This is a genomic window from Flavobacterium melibiosi (assembly GCF_048158545.1).
Taxonomy (GTDB): domain Bacteria; phylum Bacteroidota; class Bacteroidia; order Flavobacteriales; family Flavobacteriaceae; genus Flavobacterium; species Flavobacterium melibiosi.
Window position 1 is genome coordinate 160,446 of record NZ_JBLNKU010000009.1, and the last position, 20,200, is coordinate 180,645.

Sequence of the window (20,200 nt, forward strand, 5' to 3'; positions counted from 1 at the left end):
TTAAGTTTTCCATTATAATCAAAACCTTCCAGATGGAAGGTTTTTTTATGCATTTAAACGACTTTGTTTGGAATTATCAAAATTTAATTCTTAAATTTAATAAAAAAACTAGCCGTTATGATTTCAGAAAAATTAAAAAAAGGACATCTACTTATAGCAGAGCCTTCTATATTTGGAGATCTATCATTTAGTAGATCCGTAATATTATTAGCAGACCATAATAAAGATGGTTCTGTTGGTTTTATTATAAATAAACCTTTGAAATATACCATCCACGATCTGATACCAGATATTGATGCAAGATTCAAAATCTACAATGGAGGGCCAGTAGAACAAGATAATCTTTATTTTATCCACGACATCCCTGAGTTGATTCCTAATAGTGTCGAAATTTCAAATGGTATCTATTGGGGAGGTGATTTTGAATCTGCAAAAGAACTCATCAATTTAGGAAAAATAAGTAAAAATAACATTCGCTTCTTTTTAGGATATACTGGTTGGGAAGAAGACCAACTGGAAACAGAAATGGAGTGTAATTCGTGGATTATCACTGAAAACAATTATGAGAATAAAATCATAGGAAAATCAGCGGCCCATTTCTGGAAAGAGCAAATTATGGAATTAGGCGGAGAATATCTCATATGGTCCAATGCTCCAGAGAATCCTTATTTAAATTAAACACTTCTAACCACTTCGTTCAGTTTCTCAACTAATACATTTGCTAATTTAGTTGTAAATTCTTTTTTTCGATATTTTGTAATAGGCTGTATGCCTTTTATAACATTTGTAATAAATAATTCATCTGCTTTTTGGAGATCAAATGGAGAAATCACATCTTCTAAAACCTCTATATGTTCTATTTTTTTGGCTAAGCCCAAAATTTGTTTTCTCATGACACCATTCAAACACCCTTCCGAAACAGGTGGAGTAATCAGTTTATTACCCAGTAGCATAAAAATATTTCCTTGTAAAGCTTCAACAACATTCTTACTGTCATTCAACAAAATACAATTGTCTAATCCATTTTCATTTGCATAAATACTACCTGTTATATTTATAATTTTATTCGTTGTTTTTATGGACGAAAGCAATTGTTTAGTCACATAAAAGTCTTTATATAAATCTACTTCATATTCCTTTTGTTCAATTGAGTACATTGTTTTTTCAAGTGCTATTGCATGAATCAAAAAAGAAATCGTATTATTTTGTGGCAAGTAGTAGCCTCCGTCATTTCTATAAACCGTAATTCTGGCTCGTGCCGAGTCAACTAAAGTATTATTTTTAACTAGGGAAAGTATTTGCTCTTCAAAATATTCCATGGTAAAATTCATTGGAATTTCCATTCGAACCACTCGCATAGAAGACATTAATCTAAAATAATGATCTTCTAAAAAAAGAATTTTATTATTTATTATTTTAACCGTTTCGAAAACGGCATCACCATATAAAAAAGCGCGGTTCTGTGTCAATATATTAGCATCTTGAGACACTATTGTTCCATTAAAATTAATCATAAAAAAAGCCCTAAATTTTGTTTAGGGCAAATATAAGTCATAAAATATGATTTTTCTATACAGAACCTATTAGATGTTTCAAATCAGAAATTTGATTTTCCCACAGTTGTGTTGCTTCATCTACTTCATTTTTATCAGCAAAGTCAACAACCATTAAAGAGACATCCTTAGTTAGTTCATCAACTAAAATATGCAATTCAAAAAAATACTCCGTGTCTTTACTATTTTCGTCAACCCACTTGAATTTTACTTTTTCACCAGACTTCTTAGAAGCAAGTCTTGCTTTTTCTTCGGAATCATTCCAAATGAAAGTGAAAAATTCTCCACGAGAATTTACATTATCGGCAAACCACTCTGACAAACCGGATGGAGTCGATATATATTGATATAATAATTGAGGCGAAGAATTTATGGGAAACTCGATTTCGTAACGTACTTTTTGATCCATGAGCTACATTTAATTTTTGTGAAATATAAGAATATAAGTCCGAAAAAAAAGGATTTTTAAAAATATTTTTTTTTCTTAAAAATATACTTGCAAGCTGTAATATTATTTTTATATTTGCACCCGCATTCAGGGATGGTTTTCCACCCTAATTATGGCGAGATAGCTCAGTCGGTTAGAGCGCAGGATTCATAACCCTGAGGTCCCGAGTTCAAATCTCGGTCTCGCTACCAAAGCAAAAACCCTAACATCAATATGTTAGGGTTTTTTTATGTTTAAAATTTGCCCTATTCCCTCATACACTAACCCTAGGCGCGACACATTAAACTTCAAAGATTGGAATTTTTAGTGCTCCTTCTTCTATTTTTATCAAATGTAAAGTAAAAGCAAATTTGCAATCCGTACTCACAACTATAAATTCTACTCTCCGAAGTATCCTCGTTTCGGAGTTATTTTTTACATTAGAAATAAGTATAACAGAGTCAGTCCTGAGTTTTTATCTAAGGGCTCATAACTATTTATTGTTAAATATTAACAACGAATTTTATTCTTCAGTAATTTTGTGACATCAGGCTGTAGAATCCGAACCCACAAACATAATCAACCCCGCTTTCTCAGATTTGAAAAACCGGACTATACAAGGATAAGTATCAAAGCCCTAAAAAAATAAATAAATGCCCCGCTTAGACAAAAACCACAATCTTCCAATCTTTCAAAAAGCAGAATTGATTTATCAATTAGTAGAAAGCTTAGCAGCTTCGCTTCCTGAAGAAGATACATACATACAAGACACTAAACACTTAATGCGGGAAGATACCATGATTATTACTACGAAAATTGCTGGTGCAGAAGGAGGCGATTTGTACAGCATCCGCATGCAAAATGCGGCAATAATTAGAGAACATGCTATGCACTTATATGTCCAAGTAGGCAGTTTACGATTGCATAAGAACTATAAAGAATTAGAATATGTCCAACTCATTCGCAAAGAGTTAAACGATTTTAGGCTATTGTTTATAGAATGGACAGCCAGTTTTGACACCAATAACCATATCTGGGACGATTGGGGGTTATTCAATCCTCCAGGAGCCATTCCACCAAGCGAGCAAGGTACAGCGACTGAAAATGATTTTGACCTCAATGCTTTTTTTGATGACGATGAAGAGTAATATATTATCCATAATAAAACAACCCTAATAGATAATTTAAATAAACTAAATTTCATGGATTACGATAAATTTATTTTCTGCCTCGAAGCGGTTCCTGATGTAGAAAATGACACCACTACTGAAGTGGTCAAAAACTTAGAACGATTAGCCTTTGAACAAGGTATTACAAGCATTTATAAAACTTGTGATACTATTGAAGGATTAGAAGAAAGTTTAAACGCATTACTCTATGAGGACCATAATTTTAAGGATTATGAAATAATCTACTTAGTAATGCAAGGTGAGGGAAATACTATTTGCCTCAATGAGTATTACTATAGTTTAGAAGAAATAGCCGAGCTCTTTGAAGGAAAAATGACAGGAAAAATTTTGCATTTCGCAAATGCAAAGGTATTAGACTTAAGCCAGGAAGAAGCACAATACTTTTTAGACATTACAGGAGCACGTGCAGTTTCCGGTTATGGAGCGGCATTCAATAAATTGACCAGCATTCCCCTAGACAAAGCTTTCTTTGGCTTATTTAAAGAACAGGGTAATGTCGTTGAAATAGTAGAAGAATTATATAAAAAACACTATGCCCTTTGTAAACTACTCGATTTTAGATTGTATTATTAAAAATGGAATCTCCCACGCTAACGCGGCTTTCTAATCCGTACACACAAAGAGTGACATTACTTCCCTGAGCCAGTACTGGGTTGCTTACTTAGTTGTTATTAATATAACACCACTGGATCCCTGAGCTCCATAAGTAGCAGCATCAGCTCCCTTTAAAACACTTATGTTTTTCACATTATTAGGTGATATATAATCGATACTTGAAACAATCATTCCATCAACAACAAATAACGGATCTGAGATATTACGAACAGAACTCACCCCTCTAATGGTTATCCTGTTATCTCTTGAAACTGTAACTCCTGCTAAACGGCCTCTTATGAGATCATATATAGTGTTGTATATGGCAGTATTTTTATCCTTTTCTACTCCTATACTTTCTGAATTAAGAACCTGATATTTTTGATTTTCTTTAGAATATCCAATTGTAATCTTATCTCCTTTTTTTGTTCGTTCTTTCATGGATTTGTCGGATTCTAAAAACATGAAATTCATGATATCTTCATTATTTAATTTAGAAGACAATAACCCATATTGAGTAGAATAAACATTAATCGTACTAACTTTTTCAGGAAGCAAGACCTCAAATTCACCCATGCTGTTTGTGGTTACATTGGAATAAATGGAATCTAAGTATATTTTAGCATTTGCAACTGGTTTACTTTTACTATTGACAACCTTACCAGTAAGCTTGTTTTGCGCATAGCCAAAACCAACAAATAATAACAAAATAAACAATAGTACTTTAGAAATTTTCATAATGTAATGATTTATAAATTTTTATAAATATATAAAAAAAAAGCTTTAAAACTGAATTCATTAGGACTGATGACTTTCCGTTCATGATGATGCAAAATCGTTCTAATACAAAGCTTTCTTTACATGCAAAATCGCTTAAAAAAAATAAAGTTAAAAATCTCTTAATTTTCATAAATAAGCTACAATCGTCAATGAAATTAATAAAACACTCGATTGAAAATAAAAAAATATAACATTTTAATACGTAAATGTTGTATTTTTTAAATATTACAGTAATTTTACCCCCTATAAAATTATATTTAGTAGGAATTTATGATTAAAAATTACTTTTCCAAGAATACCGATTCGTTAAAATCCACAATACCCCTCCATCCTCTTTCTTTCTTTACTACCCCAAAAGAAAAACAAAATAAAAGCAGTTCTTTAGTCGCTTTTCTAGTACTAATGATGTTTTTCTCAGCTGGGCAGTTAGGTGCACAAACCACTCTTTTTACCTCTGGGTTTGAAACAAGCGATGCTACTTTTACAGCAAGTGCCGGAGCAAATGTTACCATTACCCAACCATTTACGGGTGCTTCAAGAACAGGAACAAAATCTGGTGAAATGATAGCTACGGCTAAAAATATTAGTTTCACAGGCTCCATTATTACTTCGAATCAATTTTTTTTTATAGCCGGAAGGTATTATACCATTTCAGTTTGGGCCAAAGCATCAGGAGCTGTCTCCACTTTGAAAATTAAAAAATCAACTGGTAATACTAATACAGATATGAATAATGCCGCAGGAAGTGATCTCATTTTAAACCCTGTTTCTGCTAATGTTACAACTTCAAGCTATGTGCAGTTTTCCATAACTTTTCAGGCATCGACGACTGAAAATAAATATGTGGGAATTCAGGTTGTATCGGGATCACAGGGCGGACAATTCTCTACTATCTACATCGATGATATAAGTATTATTGAGAACACTAGCCTTCCCATAACTTACTGTACCCCTACTTATACATCAGGATCTGGTACAACGGATCAAATTGCAAATGTAACTTTAGGAACCTTAAATAATTCCACCGGAACATCTGCCACACCCTATTATACTTTTTACAATACCGTTACCGTGCCTAATCTTACACAATCCTCGACGGCTTCAGTATCCGTAACCTTAGGTTCCGATTCGGCGCAATATGTTGGTGTTTGGATTGATTTTAATCAAGACGGTGTCTTTCAAACATCCGAAGGAGCTATCTCTTCTAACGCTGGTTCTAATGGAACTGTCATTGTAAACATTCTTATACCCGCTACTGCCACATTAGGAAACACCAGAATGAGGATACGTGGCGGCGATGATTCTGCACTTAACAACTCACAGTCTTGTGGCAATTCTTCCAGTTCTTACGGAGAAACGGAGGACTACACCGTTAATATCATAGGTACTGTGGCTTGTGTTGCCCCAACAGCATCAGCCTCAACGCTGAGCTTAACCCCGGCAAGCACTGCAATAGCTGGTTCTTTTACACTTTCCAGTCCAGTTGCAGATAACTATTTAGTGGTGATTAGTACTTCAAGTACACCTCCAAGTCCTGTAAACGGAACAACTTACACAGTGAGTTCAACTGCTTTAGGAGGATCTAATGTTGTTGCAGACACTGATAGCAACAATACATTTACGATTTCTGGACTTTTGGCATCGACCATGTATTACATTTATGTTTTCCCCTATAACAATTCCTCTTGTTCCGGAGGTTCGATATACAGGACAACTCTCCCTTTATCTGGAAGTACTTCAACCCTCTCCCCAACATATTGCATACCATCCGGTAATTTAAACTGCAACTCGAATGACTATATCAGCAAGATAATCTTCAATACTTTAAACAATGCAACAAACTGCGAAACTGGAGGCTATACCAATTATGCCGCTATAGGGACACAAACAACTGCTGTAACAAAAGGTACAACCTACACTTTAAATCTAAGTGTAGGTGCTGGTACTGGAACTCATGGTGCAGGAGTTTGGATAGATTTTAATCAAAATGGTGATTTTAGTGATAGCGGAGAATTTTTCTTAATTGGTAATGGTATCGCCGCCAATACAACTACCTCAGTAGCAATACCTATTCCGACAGTAGCCAATACCGGACAAACCAGAATGCGGGTACGATACGGTTATAGCGCAACAATTAATGCCTCTTCAAGTTGTACCATGAGTGGCACTTACGGAGAAACGGAGGACTATACCGTTACTCTTTCAAACGCACCGACTTGCGTGGTTCCTAGTGCATCCGCAACAGTCCTGAGCTTAACTCCAACAGGAAGCGCAATTGCAGGCTCATTTACATTAGCAAGTCCAGCTGCGGATAATTATCTGGTTGTAATCAACACCTCGGGAACAACACCTGCCCCATCAAATGGTACAAATTACATAATTGGCTCGACTGCTTTGGGAGGATCCAATGTTGTTGTAGATAATGATAGTAACAATACTTTTACAGCCCTTGGCCTTTTGTCTACAACTACATACTATATTTTCGTATTCCCATACAATGCACAATGTATTGGAGGCCCTTTATACAAAACGACTCTCACACTAAACGGAAATGCAGCAACGATTGTTGCAAGCAACTACTGCAAACCCTCGATAACGTCTGGTTATCAAGATAATGGATACATCAGTACTGTTAGTTTTATTGGAACCTTAAATGACACCTCTAATAATTCTACTTATTCATCAAGCCCATTAGGCTACCAAGACTTCAGTGCTTTTGCCAATAAGGCCAAACAGGCACAAGGCGAAGGTATCAATATGTTTGTTCAGGCATTAAATACCTCTTTTATGAAGGCATGGGTAGATTGGAACAGGGATGGTGATTTTGAAGATTCTGGCGAAATGGTTTATGACACGGGAGGAATATCAACCTACTCCACCACTTTTGGGTTTATAATACCAGCCGCTACACCAGTTGGTGACTACAGGGTTCGCATAAGAATTAACAGTAGAGACACTAAAGCACCTTATGATTCGAATTCAACCCCAACATTCACTTCTTGCCTAAATATAAATTATCCTGGCGAGACCGAGGACTATCTTTTTACTGTTATTGCCAGTTGTTCATCATTAATTACCAGTGTTACTGATGGTGAAACCTGTGGAAACGGAACTGTAAATTTGGTAGCCATGGGTGCTGCTGACACAACAAAATACCGTTGGTACACCACTGAAACAGGAGGTACATATATTGAAACTACTACTGGAAGCTGGACAACACCTTCTTTATCATCTACTACCACTTATTATGTAACAGCTTATAATGGAAGTTGTGAATCATTAGAACGAACAGCAGTTACAGCAAAAATAAGTCCAGTTCCAACCTTAACTTTTACACCAAACAACCCTACAGTTTGTGGAGAAGAGACCATTATAGCATTATCAGCATCCGGAGATACCCAACAAGTATACCTTATCAATGAAAATTTTGAAAGCGGTTTGGGTGTATTTACAAACAACACTATTACAAGCTATACTGACGTCAACAGCAAAACAGCTTGGCAAAGTAGAACTAGTCCTTTTGTACCGGCTGAACAGGTTTGGTTTCCAGCAATCTCTTCCGGTTTTGGCACAAACAAATTTGCCATGACTACTTCTGATGTTGGTTCCTACAATATTCAAAATACTTTGCAATCCCCAACGGTCAATTCGACTAATTTCTTGGATTTGACATTAAGTTTCAAAATGTATTATTCTCGTTATTATATAGATGGTAATAATTTAACTCAGGACTATGCGACCGTGGAGGTTTCAACAAATAGTGGAAGTACATGGACTGAGCTCACTCGTTATACATCCGATGTAGGTTATGGAACCCGTTTTGACACCAAAACCTTTAATTTGAATGCGTATATCAACATGCCTAATCTAAGAGTTCGCATCCGCTATTATGGAGAATGGTGTGATGGAGTTGCTATAGATGATTTTAAATTATTTGGATTCAAACCATACAACACTTCTTTTAATTGGACGAGTTCTACTCCTGTACAGGCCTTCTCAGATGCTACATGTACAATTCCATACCTAACAGGAACACCAATAGCAACTGTATATGTAAAACCTACTTTAGCCCAATTAGAAACTGGAACTTATACTTTTACCGCGAACCCGGTATTAGCTAATGGTTGTTCAGCTTCCAAAGACATAACAGTAACAAACACTTCTAAAATTTGGAAAGGAGTAACAAGCGACTGGAACAATGCCAACAACTGGAGTCCAGCGGGAGTTCCTACATCAACTAATTGCGTGATCATTCCAAATATATCCGTGATTCCTGACAATAATTACCTTGCTTACGCAAAAAACCTAACGGTTAAATCAACCGGTAATCTGGAACTACTAACAACCAGTAATCTAACCGTTACGGAATGGGTTAATGTAAATTCAGGTGGTATTTTTAATGTAAGAGACAAAGCCAGTCTGGTACAAATCAACAATTCGAATAATTCTGGAATAGTAAATATTCAAAGAATTACACCTTCAATATCTAAACTCGATTATACCTACTGGAACTCACCTGTCACAGCTGCATCTAATTTTACTTTAGGAAATTTATCTCCGAATACTTCCTATATATATTCTTGGATACCAACAGTTAATAATGGAGCCGGTAATTGGAAAAAAGAGAATGCTGCTACGGTCATGGATCCTAGTAAAGGCTATATTTTGCGAGCTCCAAACTTTTATACTTCAAGTAAAACACCATATACCGCAACTTTTATTGGTACACCTAATAACGGAGCTATTTTAGCACCTATAAAAAAAGGTGGTTTAGTAGGAATCGTAGATAGTGAAAATGATGAATGGAACCTTATTGGAAATCCATATGCATCTGGACTTGACGCAACAAAATTCTTAAATCTAGCTGCTAATGTACCCGTCATAAATGGAACAATTTATATCTGGACGCATAACTCACAACCAAGTTTGGCAGCACCAGACCCATTTTATGGTGATTATGTTTTGAATTACACTAAGAATGACTATGCCGCTTTTAATACAACCGGAGGTACCTCCACTAGACCCGCATCTTCTGGAGGTCCTGCACCTTCTGGATTTATCGCTAGCGGTCAATCTTTTTTTGTAAAAGCAGCTAATGGCATGACAAATGGAACAACGCTAAACGCAACATTTGATAATACTATGCGTGTAGTAAGCCAAAATAGTGATTTCTTTAAATTTGTAACTCCCAAAACAGAAAAAAAACATAGAATTTGGTTGAATTTAACTAATAATTCCGGCGCATTTAGTCAGACTCTAGTGGGCTATTTAGCAGGAGCCACAAAAGATTTGGATAGGAGTTATGATGGCGAAGCTTTAGGAGGAAATAAAGTAACTTTCTACTCTATTATTCCACAAGGGCAATTAACGATTCAAGGTCGAGGATTACCATTTGATGAAAATGATCAGGTACAATTAGGTTATACCGCTACAATTACTGGTGATTTATCAATTCGTATAGATCATGTTGATGGTCTTTTTGATGCTCATGACATCTACTTAGAAGATAAAGAATTAGGTCTGATTCATAATCTAAAAAAAAAACCATATGTTTTTAATACTAAAATAGGCGATTTTATTGACCGTTTTATACTTCGCTACACCAAGAAAAATTTAGTAATAGAAACATTTAATTTATCTACAGCTACATTTCATTTATCCAATCATGTAAATATTATTGTCAATCAAAATGTGACAGTTCAATCTTCTAATCAGCTTATTAAAAACATAGTGGTTTATGACGTGTTAGGTCGAAAAATTGATAGTTATAAAAGGGTAAATACGTTACAATTCACTTTGAATCACTTAAATAAAACTACTTCAGGTTTGATTGTAAAAATCACACTCGATGATGATACTATTGTTTCTAAAAAAATAATTTACTAAATCTTAAAAACCATCCACTCATTCGGATGGTTTTTTTTACGGAATACTTTCGTCCAAAAAAAAGTTACCATTCAGCTCACCTTAAAAACAAGGAGAAAGGAATCAAAAAAGACAGAAGTAGTTTGCGGGATTATTAACCAAATATTTGAATGAATCTATTCTAATACTAAAAAAATTCCTTTACAAAAAATGTTCAAAAAGTTAGTAATTCATTTCAAAACTAAGTTTTGAAATGAAACTTAAGCAGTGCACTTAAAGTCTTTTTCAAATATTTTCTTTCCTTATTATTAGCCAATAAAAAACTTATAATAGCAACAGTACTTTACTTCTATTTTATAAGAAAAATATCCCATTTAATCAAGTCATTTATTTTAAAAAATAAACATATTTTTATATTATTTTACGTACAAAATTTTATTTAAAGTGTATTTAATCGATTTTAAAAGCTTTTAATCTGTCAAACAAAACCAAATACATAACTTTAAATCATTAATATAAAAAATACTTTTTAAAAGTAATCTGTATCAACCTAAAAAAGGTTGTACATAATTAATTAAACAGTAGAAAATCATGAATAAAATTTACATAAAAAAAACAAAGTACAATTTAATATTTTTAGTATTTTCAATACTATCCTTTGTTATACCTACACACATAAAGGCTCAAACACAGACATCTCCACAAGTTAATTTTTCGCAAAGAACTTCCTCAGCTACACCCGCCCAAACAATATATAATGTCAAGGGTGATTTTACCATGCTAGGCAACACTAACCTAACCCTTGTTAATTATGGCAACACAACTAACAACGAAGGTAGTGCGATGCAATACGTAGATATAGATGGTGATTCCAATACTTGGAATTCCTCTATTTCCACACTTGAACTTTCTAATGGAGGTGAAAATAGTGCTGTACAAAATTGTTCCACCGTTATTTTTGCAGGACTTTATTGGACCGGGAAATCACAGGATACGGATACATTTACAGTTTCAAAACAAGTACAAAGTGGTACCGAAACAATCAATAATAATTTAACTGTAAATCACAATCAAGATATTACTAATACAAATTACCATTTAAATATAACTAGAGATAATCCAAGTAACAGTAATCGAAGCCCAATTTATACTTTTACTGGAAATGGTAATACCTACGTTTTTAATTATACTAATAATGCGGCACCAGCAACCATAACGCTTTCCGTAAATGGTGGCACGATCACAAATATTCCTGCAACAATTACTATATCAGGATCCACAGCAACTGCCACTCTCACAACACCCTATACAATAACAGATGGAACGATAAATTTAAAAATCAATCAATTAATCAGAAGTACAGCTACAAATTTAAACACACTGGACACTCAAAGCAACTCCTCTGCTTCAGTTAATGTTTCAGGTACCATTCCTGCATATACAACACTTACAAAAAATTACGACAAAAAAGTAATTTCTTTAAAAGGCCCTGGTGCTACCTCTTATACTACTGTAATAGCCAATTCAGATATTCGTTTTCCCGGAGCTGCCCAAAGTGGAATTTTTGTTGGTTATCAGGAAATCACCGATTATGTTAAAACTCACGGTCCAGGAGCCTATACGGTTGCCGATATTGCTTTAGTAGAAGGAACAAATACCAATCCAGGATATTCTGGAGGCTGGGTAATGGTTGTTATTTACGAAAATCCGGTAATGAAAAGTCGTGCCGTAACTCTTTTTGACGGTTATGCTTTTGTAAACGGACAACTAAACAATACTAATCCTGATGCTAACCTTAGAGGTGAATATGGAAATATTCCCATTTCAGGATTTACCACGGTAGGCTCAGGCCCTGTAAACATGAAACTCGGAGTAATGGCGGCTGAAGGAGATGTAGGAACTGCAACAGGAAGAACTGATTATTTAGCCGTACAAAAATTAAACAGCCCACTAACCCCTTATAACACTACTAATTATTTAACACTGGCGCATGCTGGTAACACGGAAGATAATTTCTTTAATTCTTCTATATTCCCTACTGGAACGAGAACCCCTAATATACAAAACAATACAGGGGTTGATTTCAGTATGTTTACCATTCCAAATACTGGAAATACGGTCATAGGCCACAATCAAACCTCTACTACTTTTAGGTTTGGATCCACTTATGAGGTATTTACCATATTCGGTTTTGCGATGTCAGTAGATGCCTATATTCCTGAACCCAAAGGATTAATAAGCGTAACTTCAATTAATAATATTCCAAACCCTCCCGTTTTAAATGCATCTCCTGGACAAACAATCAATTATTCATTAGACATCACCAATGAAGGAACAGAAGCCACAAATAACACGGTAATTTCGATTCCCATTCCGGCAACTGCCATTTTTAATACAGGAGGAACTATTTTATACAACACCTACAACGGTTTTACCACAAGTAACGTCCCTTATTTTGATTCCGCAACAAATAAAATCATTTGGAATTTAGGCACTTTACCTATAACGACTAATCATCCTGAATATATATATGCCGATTTAAGTTTTGATCTTAAGGTCACAGAAGATTGTGCTGTTATACTAAATGCTGGTTGTAGTCCCGAAGTATCATTAGAAACAGGTACCATTACAGGTACTGGTGCTATATCAGGATCTCCGTTTACAAGATATTTTTTTCAAGGATATGACAACACCTCTTGCCATTTACCCATTGACGGTTCTATTAAAGTAGCCATAGATGCAAGTTCCTGCTTATCATCACTGGCAGGACCAAACCAAATAGCTTCTTGCGGAGGAGAATATGTAACATTGAATGCATCCGCTGGAGCTAACGGGACTTGGTCCATAGTAACCGGTCCTTCAGGAGGCGGTGAAATTTTTTCGGATAGCACAAGTCCAAGTTCAACGTTTTTTAGTCCAAATGTAGGCGTGTACACCTTACGATGGACTACCACCAGTTGCGACACAACAGATGATGTATTAATTACACTTGAACTTTGTAATGTTGTTAATTTTGATGGAATTGATGACAACATCAACTTTAAAAATAACTTTAATTTAGACAGTGGTAATTTCAGCATAGAAGTTTGGGTAAAATCGAACGCTACTAATGGTAATACACAAACTATAATTTCAAAACACCTTAGTCCAAGCTCGACTGACGGCTATGATTTAAGACTAGTGAACAATCGCATTTCGTTCAATTGGAACAATAATTCCATAATCGCCAATCATGCAATTGACATAAACAGATGGTATCATATTGCGGTTACTTTCAACGGGACTGACTATAAATTATACATTGACGGAATATTAGACAAAATCGCTTCAGGCATGAACCCAACATTGAATAGTATCGATTACATTGTGGGTGCGATGAGTCAAAACACGGACACACCCTATAATTATTATAATGGTTATGCAGATGAACTGCGCATATGGAATACCACTTTAACAACTGATCAAATTCGTCAAATGATGAATCAGGAAATCACAAATGATGGTAGCGGCAATGTAAAAGGAGTAATTGTGCCCAAAAACATCAGTGGATTATCTTGGCCTAATTTGTCCGGTTATTATCAAATGAATAGAGCAAACGACATCAACAATGGCTATTTAGTAGATAAATCCGGCAACTCCAAAAATGGTAAATTGAAAGGCATTTATGTTCCAGAACCTGATACTGCCCCAATACCTTATACCTCTGGAGCTGATGGTAATTGGGAAACTGATGCCACTTGGACTAATTATCCTGTTTGGGATGTGCCGTATAGTATTGGTATAGACGGTGCAACAATAATAGATTGGAATATAGTCAAAACGGCACATAACATTACTTCCAATAACAATAAGACTGTTTTGGGATTATTAGTAAATAGTAATACATTACGTGCTGAAAATAACTCTAAAATTGAAGTCTCCAGTTATTTGAAACTAGATGGAAAGATAGATTTAGTGGGAATGTCCCAGTTAGTTCAAACTACTGATAGTGACTTAGATGTTACGAGTTCCGGATCTATAGAAAGAGACCAGCAAGGACAATCAAACCTATACAATTACAATTATTGGAGTTCTCCCGTAAGTCCTATAAACACTATTGCCAATAACACCAATTATACTGTTGGCGCAATAATGAAAGACGGTACTACAACTACACCAAAAAACATTAACTGGATTGGAGGCTACAATGGATCACCAACCGCTCCTATTAGTCTGGCAAGGTACTGGATTTTTAAATTTGATAATTTACCAAATGCCTACGCCAATTGGAAACAGATAAGAGAAACAATATCATTACAAGTTGGTAAAGGATTTACATTAAAAGGAAGTGGAGCAATATCAGGAACTCAAAATTATACTTTTGTTGGAAAACCAAACAATGGTACAATAACAAATACTGTAGGTGCAAATCAATTATTATTAACTGGTAATCCATACCCGTCTGCATTGGATGCAGAGGCTTTTATATATGACAATTCAAATTCTATTACAGATGGCACCCTATATTTCTGGGAACATTACACTACTAACAACACCCATGTTTTACGTGATTATCAAGGTGGCTATGCAGCAAGAAATTTGACAGGTGGATTAGCTCCTTCGTCTGCAAACGTTGATTTTATAAGTAAATCAGGAACTCCTTCAAGAGGGATACCTAACCAATACATTCCGGTAGGACAAGGTTTTTTTGTAATAGGAAAAAGTGGTTCAGGTGGTACGGTTACTTTTGACAACAATCAAAGAGGCTTTCATAAAGAAAATGACCCTTTGAATTCTAATGTAATGTTTAAAATTAAAAACGATAAAGACAAAACTTGGGGAAACAATGATAACGACCCAGTGGTAAAAGACAATTTTAGAAGAATTCGTTTAGGTTTCAATTCCCATAACAATTATCATAGACAAGTGTTATTAGGATTCATGAAGGAAAATGCGACCAGCGAAATGGATTACGGTTATGATGCGCTAAATATCGATAACTTTCCAAATGATATGTATTTATTGAACGGAGAAAACAAACTGATTATTGAAGGTGAAGGTTTTTTTGACAAAAATGCCTCTTATCCTATTGGAGTAAAAACAGATGCTGAAGGAACTGTAAAATTCATGATTGATGAATTAGAAAACTTCCCTACAAAACAAACTATTTTTATTTATGATAATGATACCGATACCTATCATGATATTACCAGTGAAGCTTTCGAAATAAGCTTACCAAAAGGTATAAACAACACGCGTTTTTCATTACGTTTTACTTATAAAAAGCAAAAAACTAATCTAAAATCTATCAATCATAATATCAATGATATCAAAATTACTCATTTACAAAATGGGAATATACTTGTAATCAATAATGATGCATTAGATATAAGCATTACGAAAATATCATTATTTAATACTATTGGACAAACGATAAGTACTTGGAAAATTGAAAACCAAGAGCAACAAAATATTCAGTTAGCTATTACAAAAACAATTCCCGGCATATATATCGTGAAAACTCAAACTACAAAAGGAGATTTAAGTACAAAAATAATTATCCGATAATTCCAGGAGGATAAACTTAGGATATAAAAAACTGTCTAAAAAAGGCAGTTTTTTATATTAAAATTGATTCTAATTCAAGAAATATTGTAGAAATAAACTAACTTTTCATAAAACAAGTAGTTTGTCGGTAGATAAAATCCTTTTATCGAAAAAAAGATACTTATTAACAAATCTACAATTTAAATCATTAATTTTGAAATAGGTACAATTAAATTATGAGCCAAAATAGGCAAATAATACAGTACTCAAATCATAATCATTCGTGTTGTTTTTTATAATTGAATTTTAAAAAAATGATATTTTAAAAAATAGCAACAGGCTGATTAATTTTTCATTGAAAATAATACCACTACAATAAACATTATTTTACTTCTAAAAATAGCATAGATCACTCTATGAAATTTTATAAAAATATTAATCGTTTGATTCTAAAGTGTAGGCATCATGGAAAAAAATTACTTTAAATTCTATATAAATTTATCTTCAGTATTAAAAGCATCAAAAATATTTTACCTGTTTTTGATTACTTTTTTGATTAGCAGTACTAGTTTTGCTCAGTCAATATCAAGCTTTACACCAAGTAATGCCTGTATCAATTCCGGTGCATCTGTAATCATAACCGGGACTGATTTTATAGTGGTAGGGGTAACTTCCGTAAATTTTAATGGCATAGCAGCTTCTTATACTATCGACAGTGATACTCAAATTACTGCTACACTGCCTCCAACCGCTACAACTGGAACTATTTCAGTTGTAGGTTCAGTTACCGGCACCAGCATAGATACTTTTACAGTCGATCCATTGCCCGCTGCTTCCGGTACAATAACAGGTACCTCCACAGTATGCCAGGCTCAGGCTTCTGTAGCCTATTCCGTTGGTGCTATTGCAAATGCAACTAGTTACTCTTGGGCCTATTCCGGTACAGGTGCTACAATCACAGGTTCAACAGATAGCATTTCCATAACATTCGCTGCCAATGCAACTTCAGGAAACCTTACCGTTTATGGAGTTAACGCTTGTGGTAACGGAATTGTTTCTGCGAATTATGCCATCACTGTCAATCCATTACCCGTTGCTTCCGGTACAATAACAGGTACCTCCACAGTATGCCAGGCTCAGGCTTCTGTAGCCTATTCCGTTGGTGCTATTGCAAATGCAACCAGCTACTCTTGGGCCTATTCTGGTACAGGTGCTACAATTACGGGTTCAACAGATAGTGTCTCCATAACATTCGCCGCCAATGCAACTTCAGGAAACCTTACCGTTTATGGAGTTAACGCTTGTGGCAACGGAATTGTTTCTGCTAATTATGCCATCACTGTCAATCCACTACCCGTTGTTGCAGGTGCAATAACAGGTACGTCAACAGTATGCCAGGCTCAGACTTCTGTAGCGTATTCCGTTGGTGCTATTGCAAATGCAACCAGCTACTCTTGGGCCTATTCCGGTACAGGTGCTACAATTACAGGTTCAACAAATAGCGTCTCCATAACATTCGATGCCAATGCAACTTCAGGAAACCTTACCGTTTATGGAGTTAACGCTTGCGGTAACGGAATCGTTTCTGCGAATTATGCCATCACTGTCAATCCATTACCCGTTGCTTCCGGTACAATAACAGGTACCTCCACAGTATGCCAAGCTCAGACTTCTGTAGCCTATTCCGTTGGTGCCATTGCAAATGCAACAAGCTACTCATGGGTCTATTCCGGCACAGGTGCTACAATCACGGGTTCAACAAATAGCATTTCCATATCATTCGCTGCCAATGCAACTTCTGGAAATCTTACCGTTTATGGCGTTAACGCTTGTGGTAACGGAATCGTTTCTGCTAATTATGCCATCACTGTCAATCCACTACCCGTTGCTGCCGGTACTATAACAGGTACATCAACAGTATGCCAGGCTCAGACTTCTGTAGCGTATTCCGTTGGTGCCATTGCAAATGCAACTAGCTACTCTTGGACCTATTCCGGCACAGGTGCTACAATCACGGGTTCAACAAATAGCATTTCCATAACATTCGCTGCCAATGCAACTTCAGGAAACCTTACCGTTTATGGCGTTAACGCCTGTGGCAACGGAATTGTTTCTGCGAATTATGCCATTACTGTCAACCCGTTACCCGCTGCTGCCGGTACAATAACAGGTACGTCAACAGTATGCCAGGCTCAGACTTCTGTAGCCTATTCCGTTGCTGCTATTGCAAATGCAACTAGCTACTCTTGGGCCTATTCCGGTACAGGTGCTACAATCACAGGTTCAACAAATAGCATTTCCATAACATTCGATGCCAATGCAACTTCAGGAAACCTTACCGTTTATGGCGTTAACGCCTGTGGCAACGGAATTGTTTCTGCTAATTATGCCATTACTGTCAATCCATTACCCGTTGCTTCCGGTACAATAACAGGTACCCCCACAGTATGCCAGGCTCAGGCTTCTGTAGCGTATTCCGTTGGTGCTATTGCAAATGCAACTAGCTACTCTTGGACCTATTCCGGCACGGGTGCTACAATCACGGGTTCTACAAATAGCGTTTCCATAACATTCGATGCCAATGCAACTTCTGGAGACCTGACCGTTTATGGCGTTAACGCTTGTGGCAACGGAATCGTTTCTGCTAATTATGCCATTACTGTCAATCCACTACCTGTTGCTGCCGGTACTATAACTGGTACATCAACAGTATGCCAGGCTCAGACTGTAGCCTATTCTGTTGGTGCCATTGCAAATGCAACTAGCTACTCTTGGGCCTATTCCGGTACAGGTGCTACAATCACAGGTTCAACAAATAGCATTTCCATAACATTCGCTGCCAATGCAACTTCAGGAAACCTTACCGTTTATGGAGTTAACGCTTGTGGCAACGGAATCGTTTCTGCGAATTATGCCATTACTGTCAATCCATTACCCGTTGCTTCCGGTACAATAACAGGTACCCCCACAGTATGCCAGGCTCAGACTTCTGTAGCCTATTCCGTTGGTGCTATTGCAAATGCAACTAGCTACTCTTGGGCCTATTCCGGCACAGGTGCTACAATCACAGGTTCAACAAATAGCATTTCCATATCATTCGCTGCCAATGCAACTTCAGGAAACCTTAGCGTTTATGGAGTTAACGCTTGTGGCAACGGAATCGTTTCTGCTAATTATGCCATTACTGTCAATCCATTACCCGTTGCTTCCGGTACAATAACAGGCACATCCACAGTATGTCAGGCTCAGACTTCTGTAGCCTATTCCGTTGCTGCTATTGCAAATGCAACTAGCTACTCTTGGGCCTATTCCGGTACAGGTGCTACAATCACAGGTTCAACAAATAGCATTTCCATAACATTCGATGCCAATGCAACTTCAGGAAACCTTACCGTTTATGGGGTTAACGCCTGTGGTAACGGAATCGTTTCTGCTAATTATGCCATCACTGTCAATCCATTACCCGTTGCTGCCGGTACAATAACAGGCACCTCCACAGTATGTCAGGCTCAGACTTCTGTAGCCTATTCCGTTGCTGCCATTGCAAATGCAACTAGCTACTCTTGGGCCTATTCCGGCACAGGTGCTACAATTACAGGTTCAACAAATAGCGTCTCCATAACATTCGATGCCAATGCAACTTCAGGAAACCTTACCGTTTATGGCGTTAACGCCTGTGGCAACGGAATTGTTTCTGCTAATTATGCCATTACTGTCAATCCATTACCCGTTGCTTCCGGTACAATAACAGGTACCCCCACAGTATGCCAGGCTCAGGCTTCTGTAGCGTATTCCGTTGGTGCTATTGCAAATGCAACTAGCTACTCTTGGACCTATTCCGGCACAGGTGCTACAATCACGGGTTCAACAAATAGCATTTCCATATCATTCGCTGCCAATGCAACTTCTGGAAATCTTACCGTTTATGGCGTTAACGCTTGTGGCAACGGAATTGTTTCTGCTAATTATACAATTACCGTAAATCCAACCCCTACAGTTAGTGTACCGGCGAATATCGCTGTTTGTAAAGGAACTACAATTCCTGTAACCAGTTTTGCAAGCACTCCGGCAGGGGGAACATTCACCTGGACTAACAGCAATACCGCTATTGGTTTAGCCGCTTCAGGATCAGGAAATATCGCCGCTTTCACTGCAACAAATGCAGGTGCAACCACTATATCCGCAACCATAACTGTTACGCCAACCGTAAATGGTTGTCCGGGAACAGCCAGCACTTATACAATCACTGTATATCCAACCCCTAC

The 20,200-nt window shown here is 36.4% G+C and carries 9 protein-coding genes and 1 tRNA gene; 7 read left to right on the forward strand and 3 right to left on the reverse strand.

Annotated elements, in window-relative coordinates; translation table 11 throughout:
- Positions 1-117 precede the first annotated feature (117 nt).
- The gene (locus ACM55F_RS12590; protein WP_416854144.1) at positions 118-678 is read left to right on the forward strand and encodes a YqgE/AlgH family protein; all 561 of its coding nucleotides are present in this window, start codon (positions 118-120) and stop codon (positions 676-678) included.
- On the opposite strand, the gene ACM55F_RS12595 is transcribed toward ACM55F_RS12590, so the two are convergent.
- Both ACM55F_RS12595 and ACM55F_RS12600 read right to left on the reverse strand, forming a co-directional pair.
- Positions 675-1,514: an aminotransferase class IV gene (locus ACM55F_RS12595; RefSeq protein ID WP_416854145.1), complete on the reverse strand. Its 840-nt coding sequence runs from the start codon at positions 1,512-1,514 to the stop codon at positions 675-677. The genes ACM55F_RS12590 and ACM55F_RS12595 overlap by 4 nt on opposite strands.
- A gap of 55 nt (positions 1,515-1,569) precedes the next feature.
- Positions 1,570-1,962, reverse strand: coding sequence for an START-like domain-containing protein (locus tag ACM55F_RS12600; protein WP_416854146.1), 393 nt, complete (start codon positions 1,960-1,962; stop codon positions 1,570-1,572).
- 153 nt (positions 1,963-2,115) lie between these two features.
- Here ACM55F_RS12600 and ACM55F_RS12605 point away from each other — a divergent pair.
- The 3 genes from ACM55F_RS12605 (at position 2,116) to ACM55F_RS12615 (ending at position 3,743) form a co-directional block, all read left to right on the forward strand.
- A tRNA-Met gene (locus ACM55F_RS12605) sits at positions 2,116-2,192 on the forward strand.
- Positions 2,193-2,633: 441 nt separating this feature from the next.
- Positions 2,634-3,128 carry a hypothetical protein gene (locus ACM55F_RS12610; RefSeq protein WP_416854147.1) on the forward strand — a complete coding sequence of 165 codons (495 nt, stop codon included), beginning with the start codon at positions 2,634-2,636 and terminating at the stop codon, positions 3,126-3,128.
- Positions 3,129-3,182: 54 nt separating this feature from the next.
- A complete protein-coding gene (locus tag ACM55F_RS12615) occupies positions 3,183-3,743 on the forward strand; it encodes a DUF6642 family protein (RefSeq protein ID WP_416854148.1) in 561 nt (186 codons plus the stop codon).
- Positions 3,744-3,827: 84 nt separating this feature from the next.
- Here ACM55F_RS12615 and ACM55F_RS12620 read toward each other — a convergent pair whose 3' ends face one another.
- A complete protein-coding gene (locus tag ACM55F_RS12620) occupies positions 3,828-4,502 on the reverse strand; it encodes a TonB-dependent receptor plug domain-containing protein (RefSeq protein ID WP_416854149.1) in 675 nt (224 codons plus the stop codon).
- 312 nt (positions 4,503-4,814) lie between these two features.
- Between ACM55F_RS12620 and ACM55F_RS12625 the strand changes: the two genes are divergently transcribed.
- The 3 genes from ACM55F_RS12625 to ACM55F_RS12635 form a co-directional block, all read left to right on the forward strand.
- Entirely contained in the window at positions 4,815-10,430 is a 5,616-nt protein-coding gene (locus tag ACM55F_RS12625; protein WP_416854151.1) for a GEVED domain-containing protein, read from the forward strand.
- Between the two features lie 570 nt (positions 10,431-11,000).
- Positions 11,001-15,956, forward strand: coding sequence for a LamG-like jellyroll fold domain-containing protein (locus ACM55F_RS12630; RefSeq protein WP_416854152.1), 4,956 nt, complete (start codon positions 11,001-11,003; stop codon positions 15,954-15,956).
- A 444-nt stretch (positions 15,957-16,400) separates the two neighbouring features.
- The coding region (locus ACM55F_RS12635) for a beta strand repeat-containing protein (protein WP_416854153.1) at positions 16,401-20,200 on the forward strand (3,800 nt) is incomplete at its 3' end.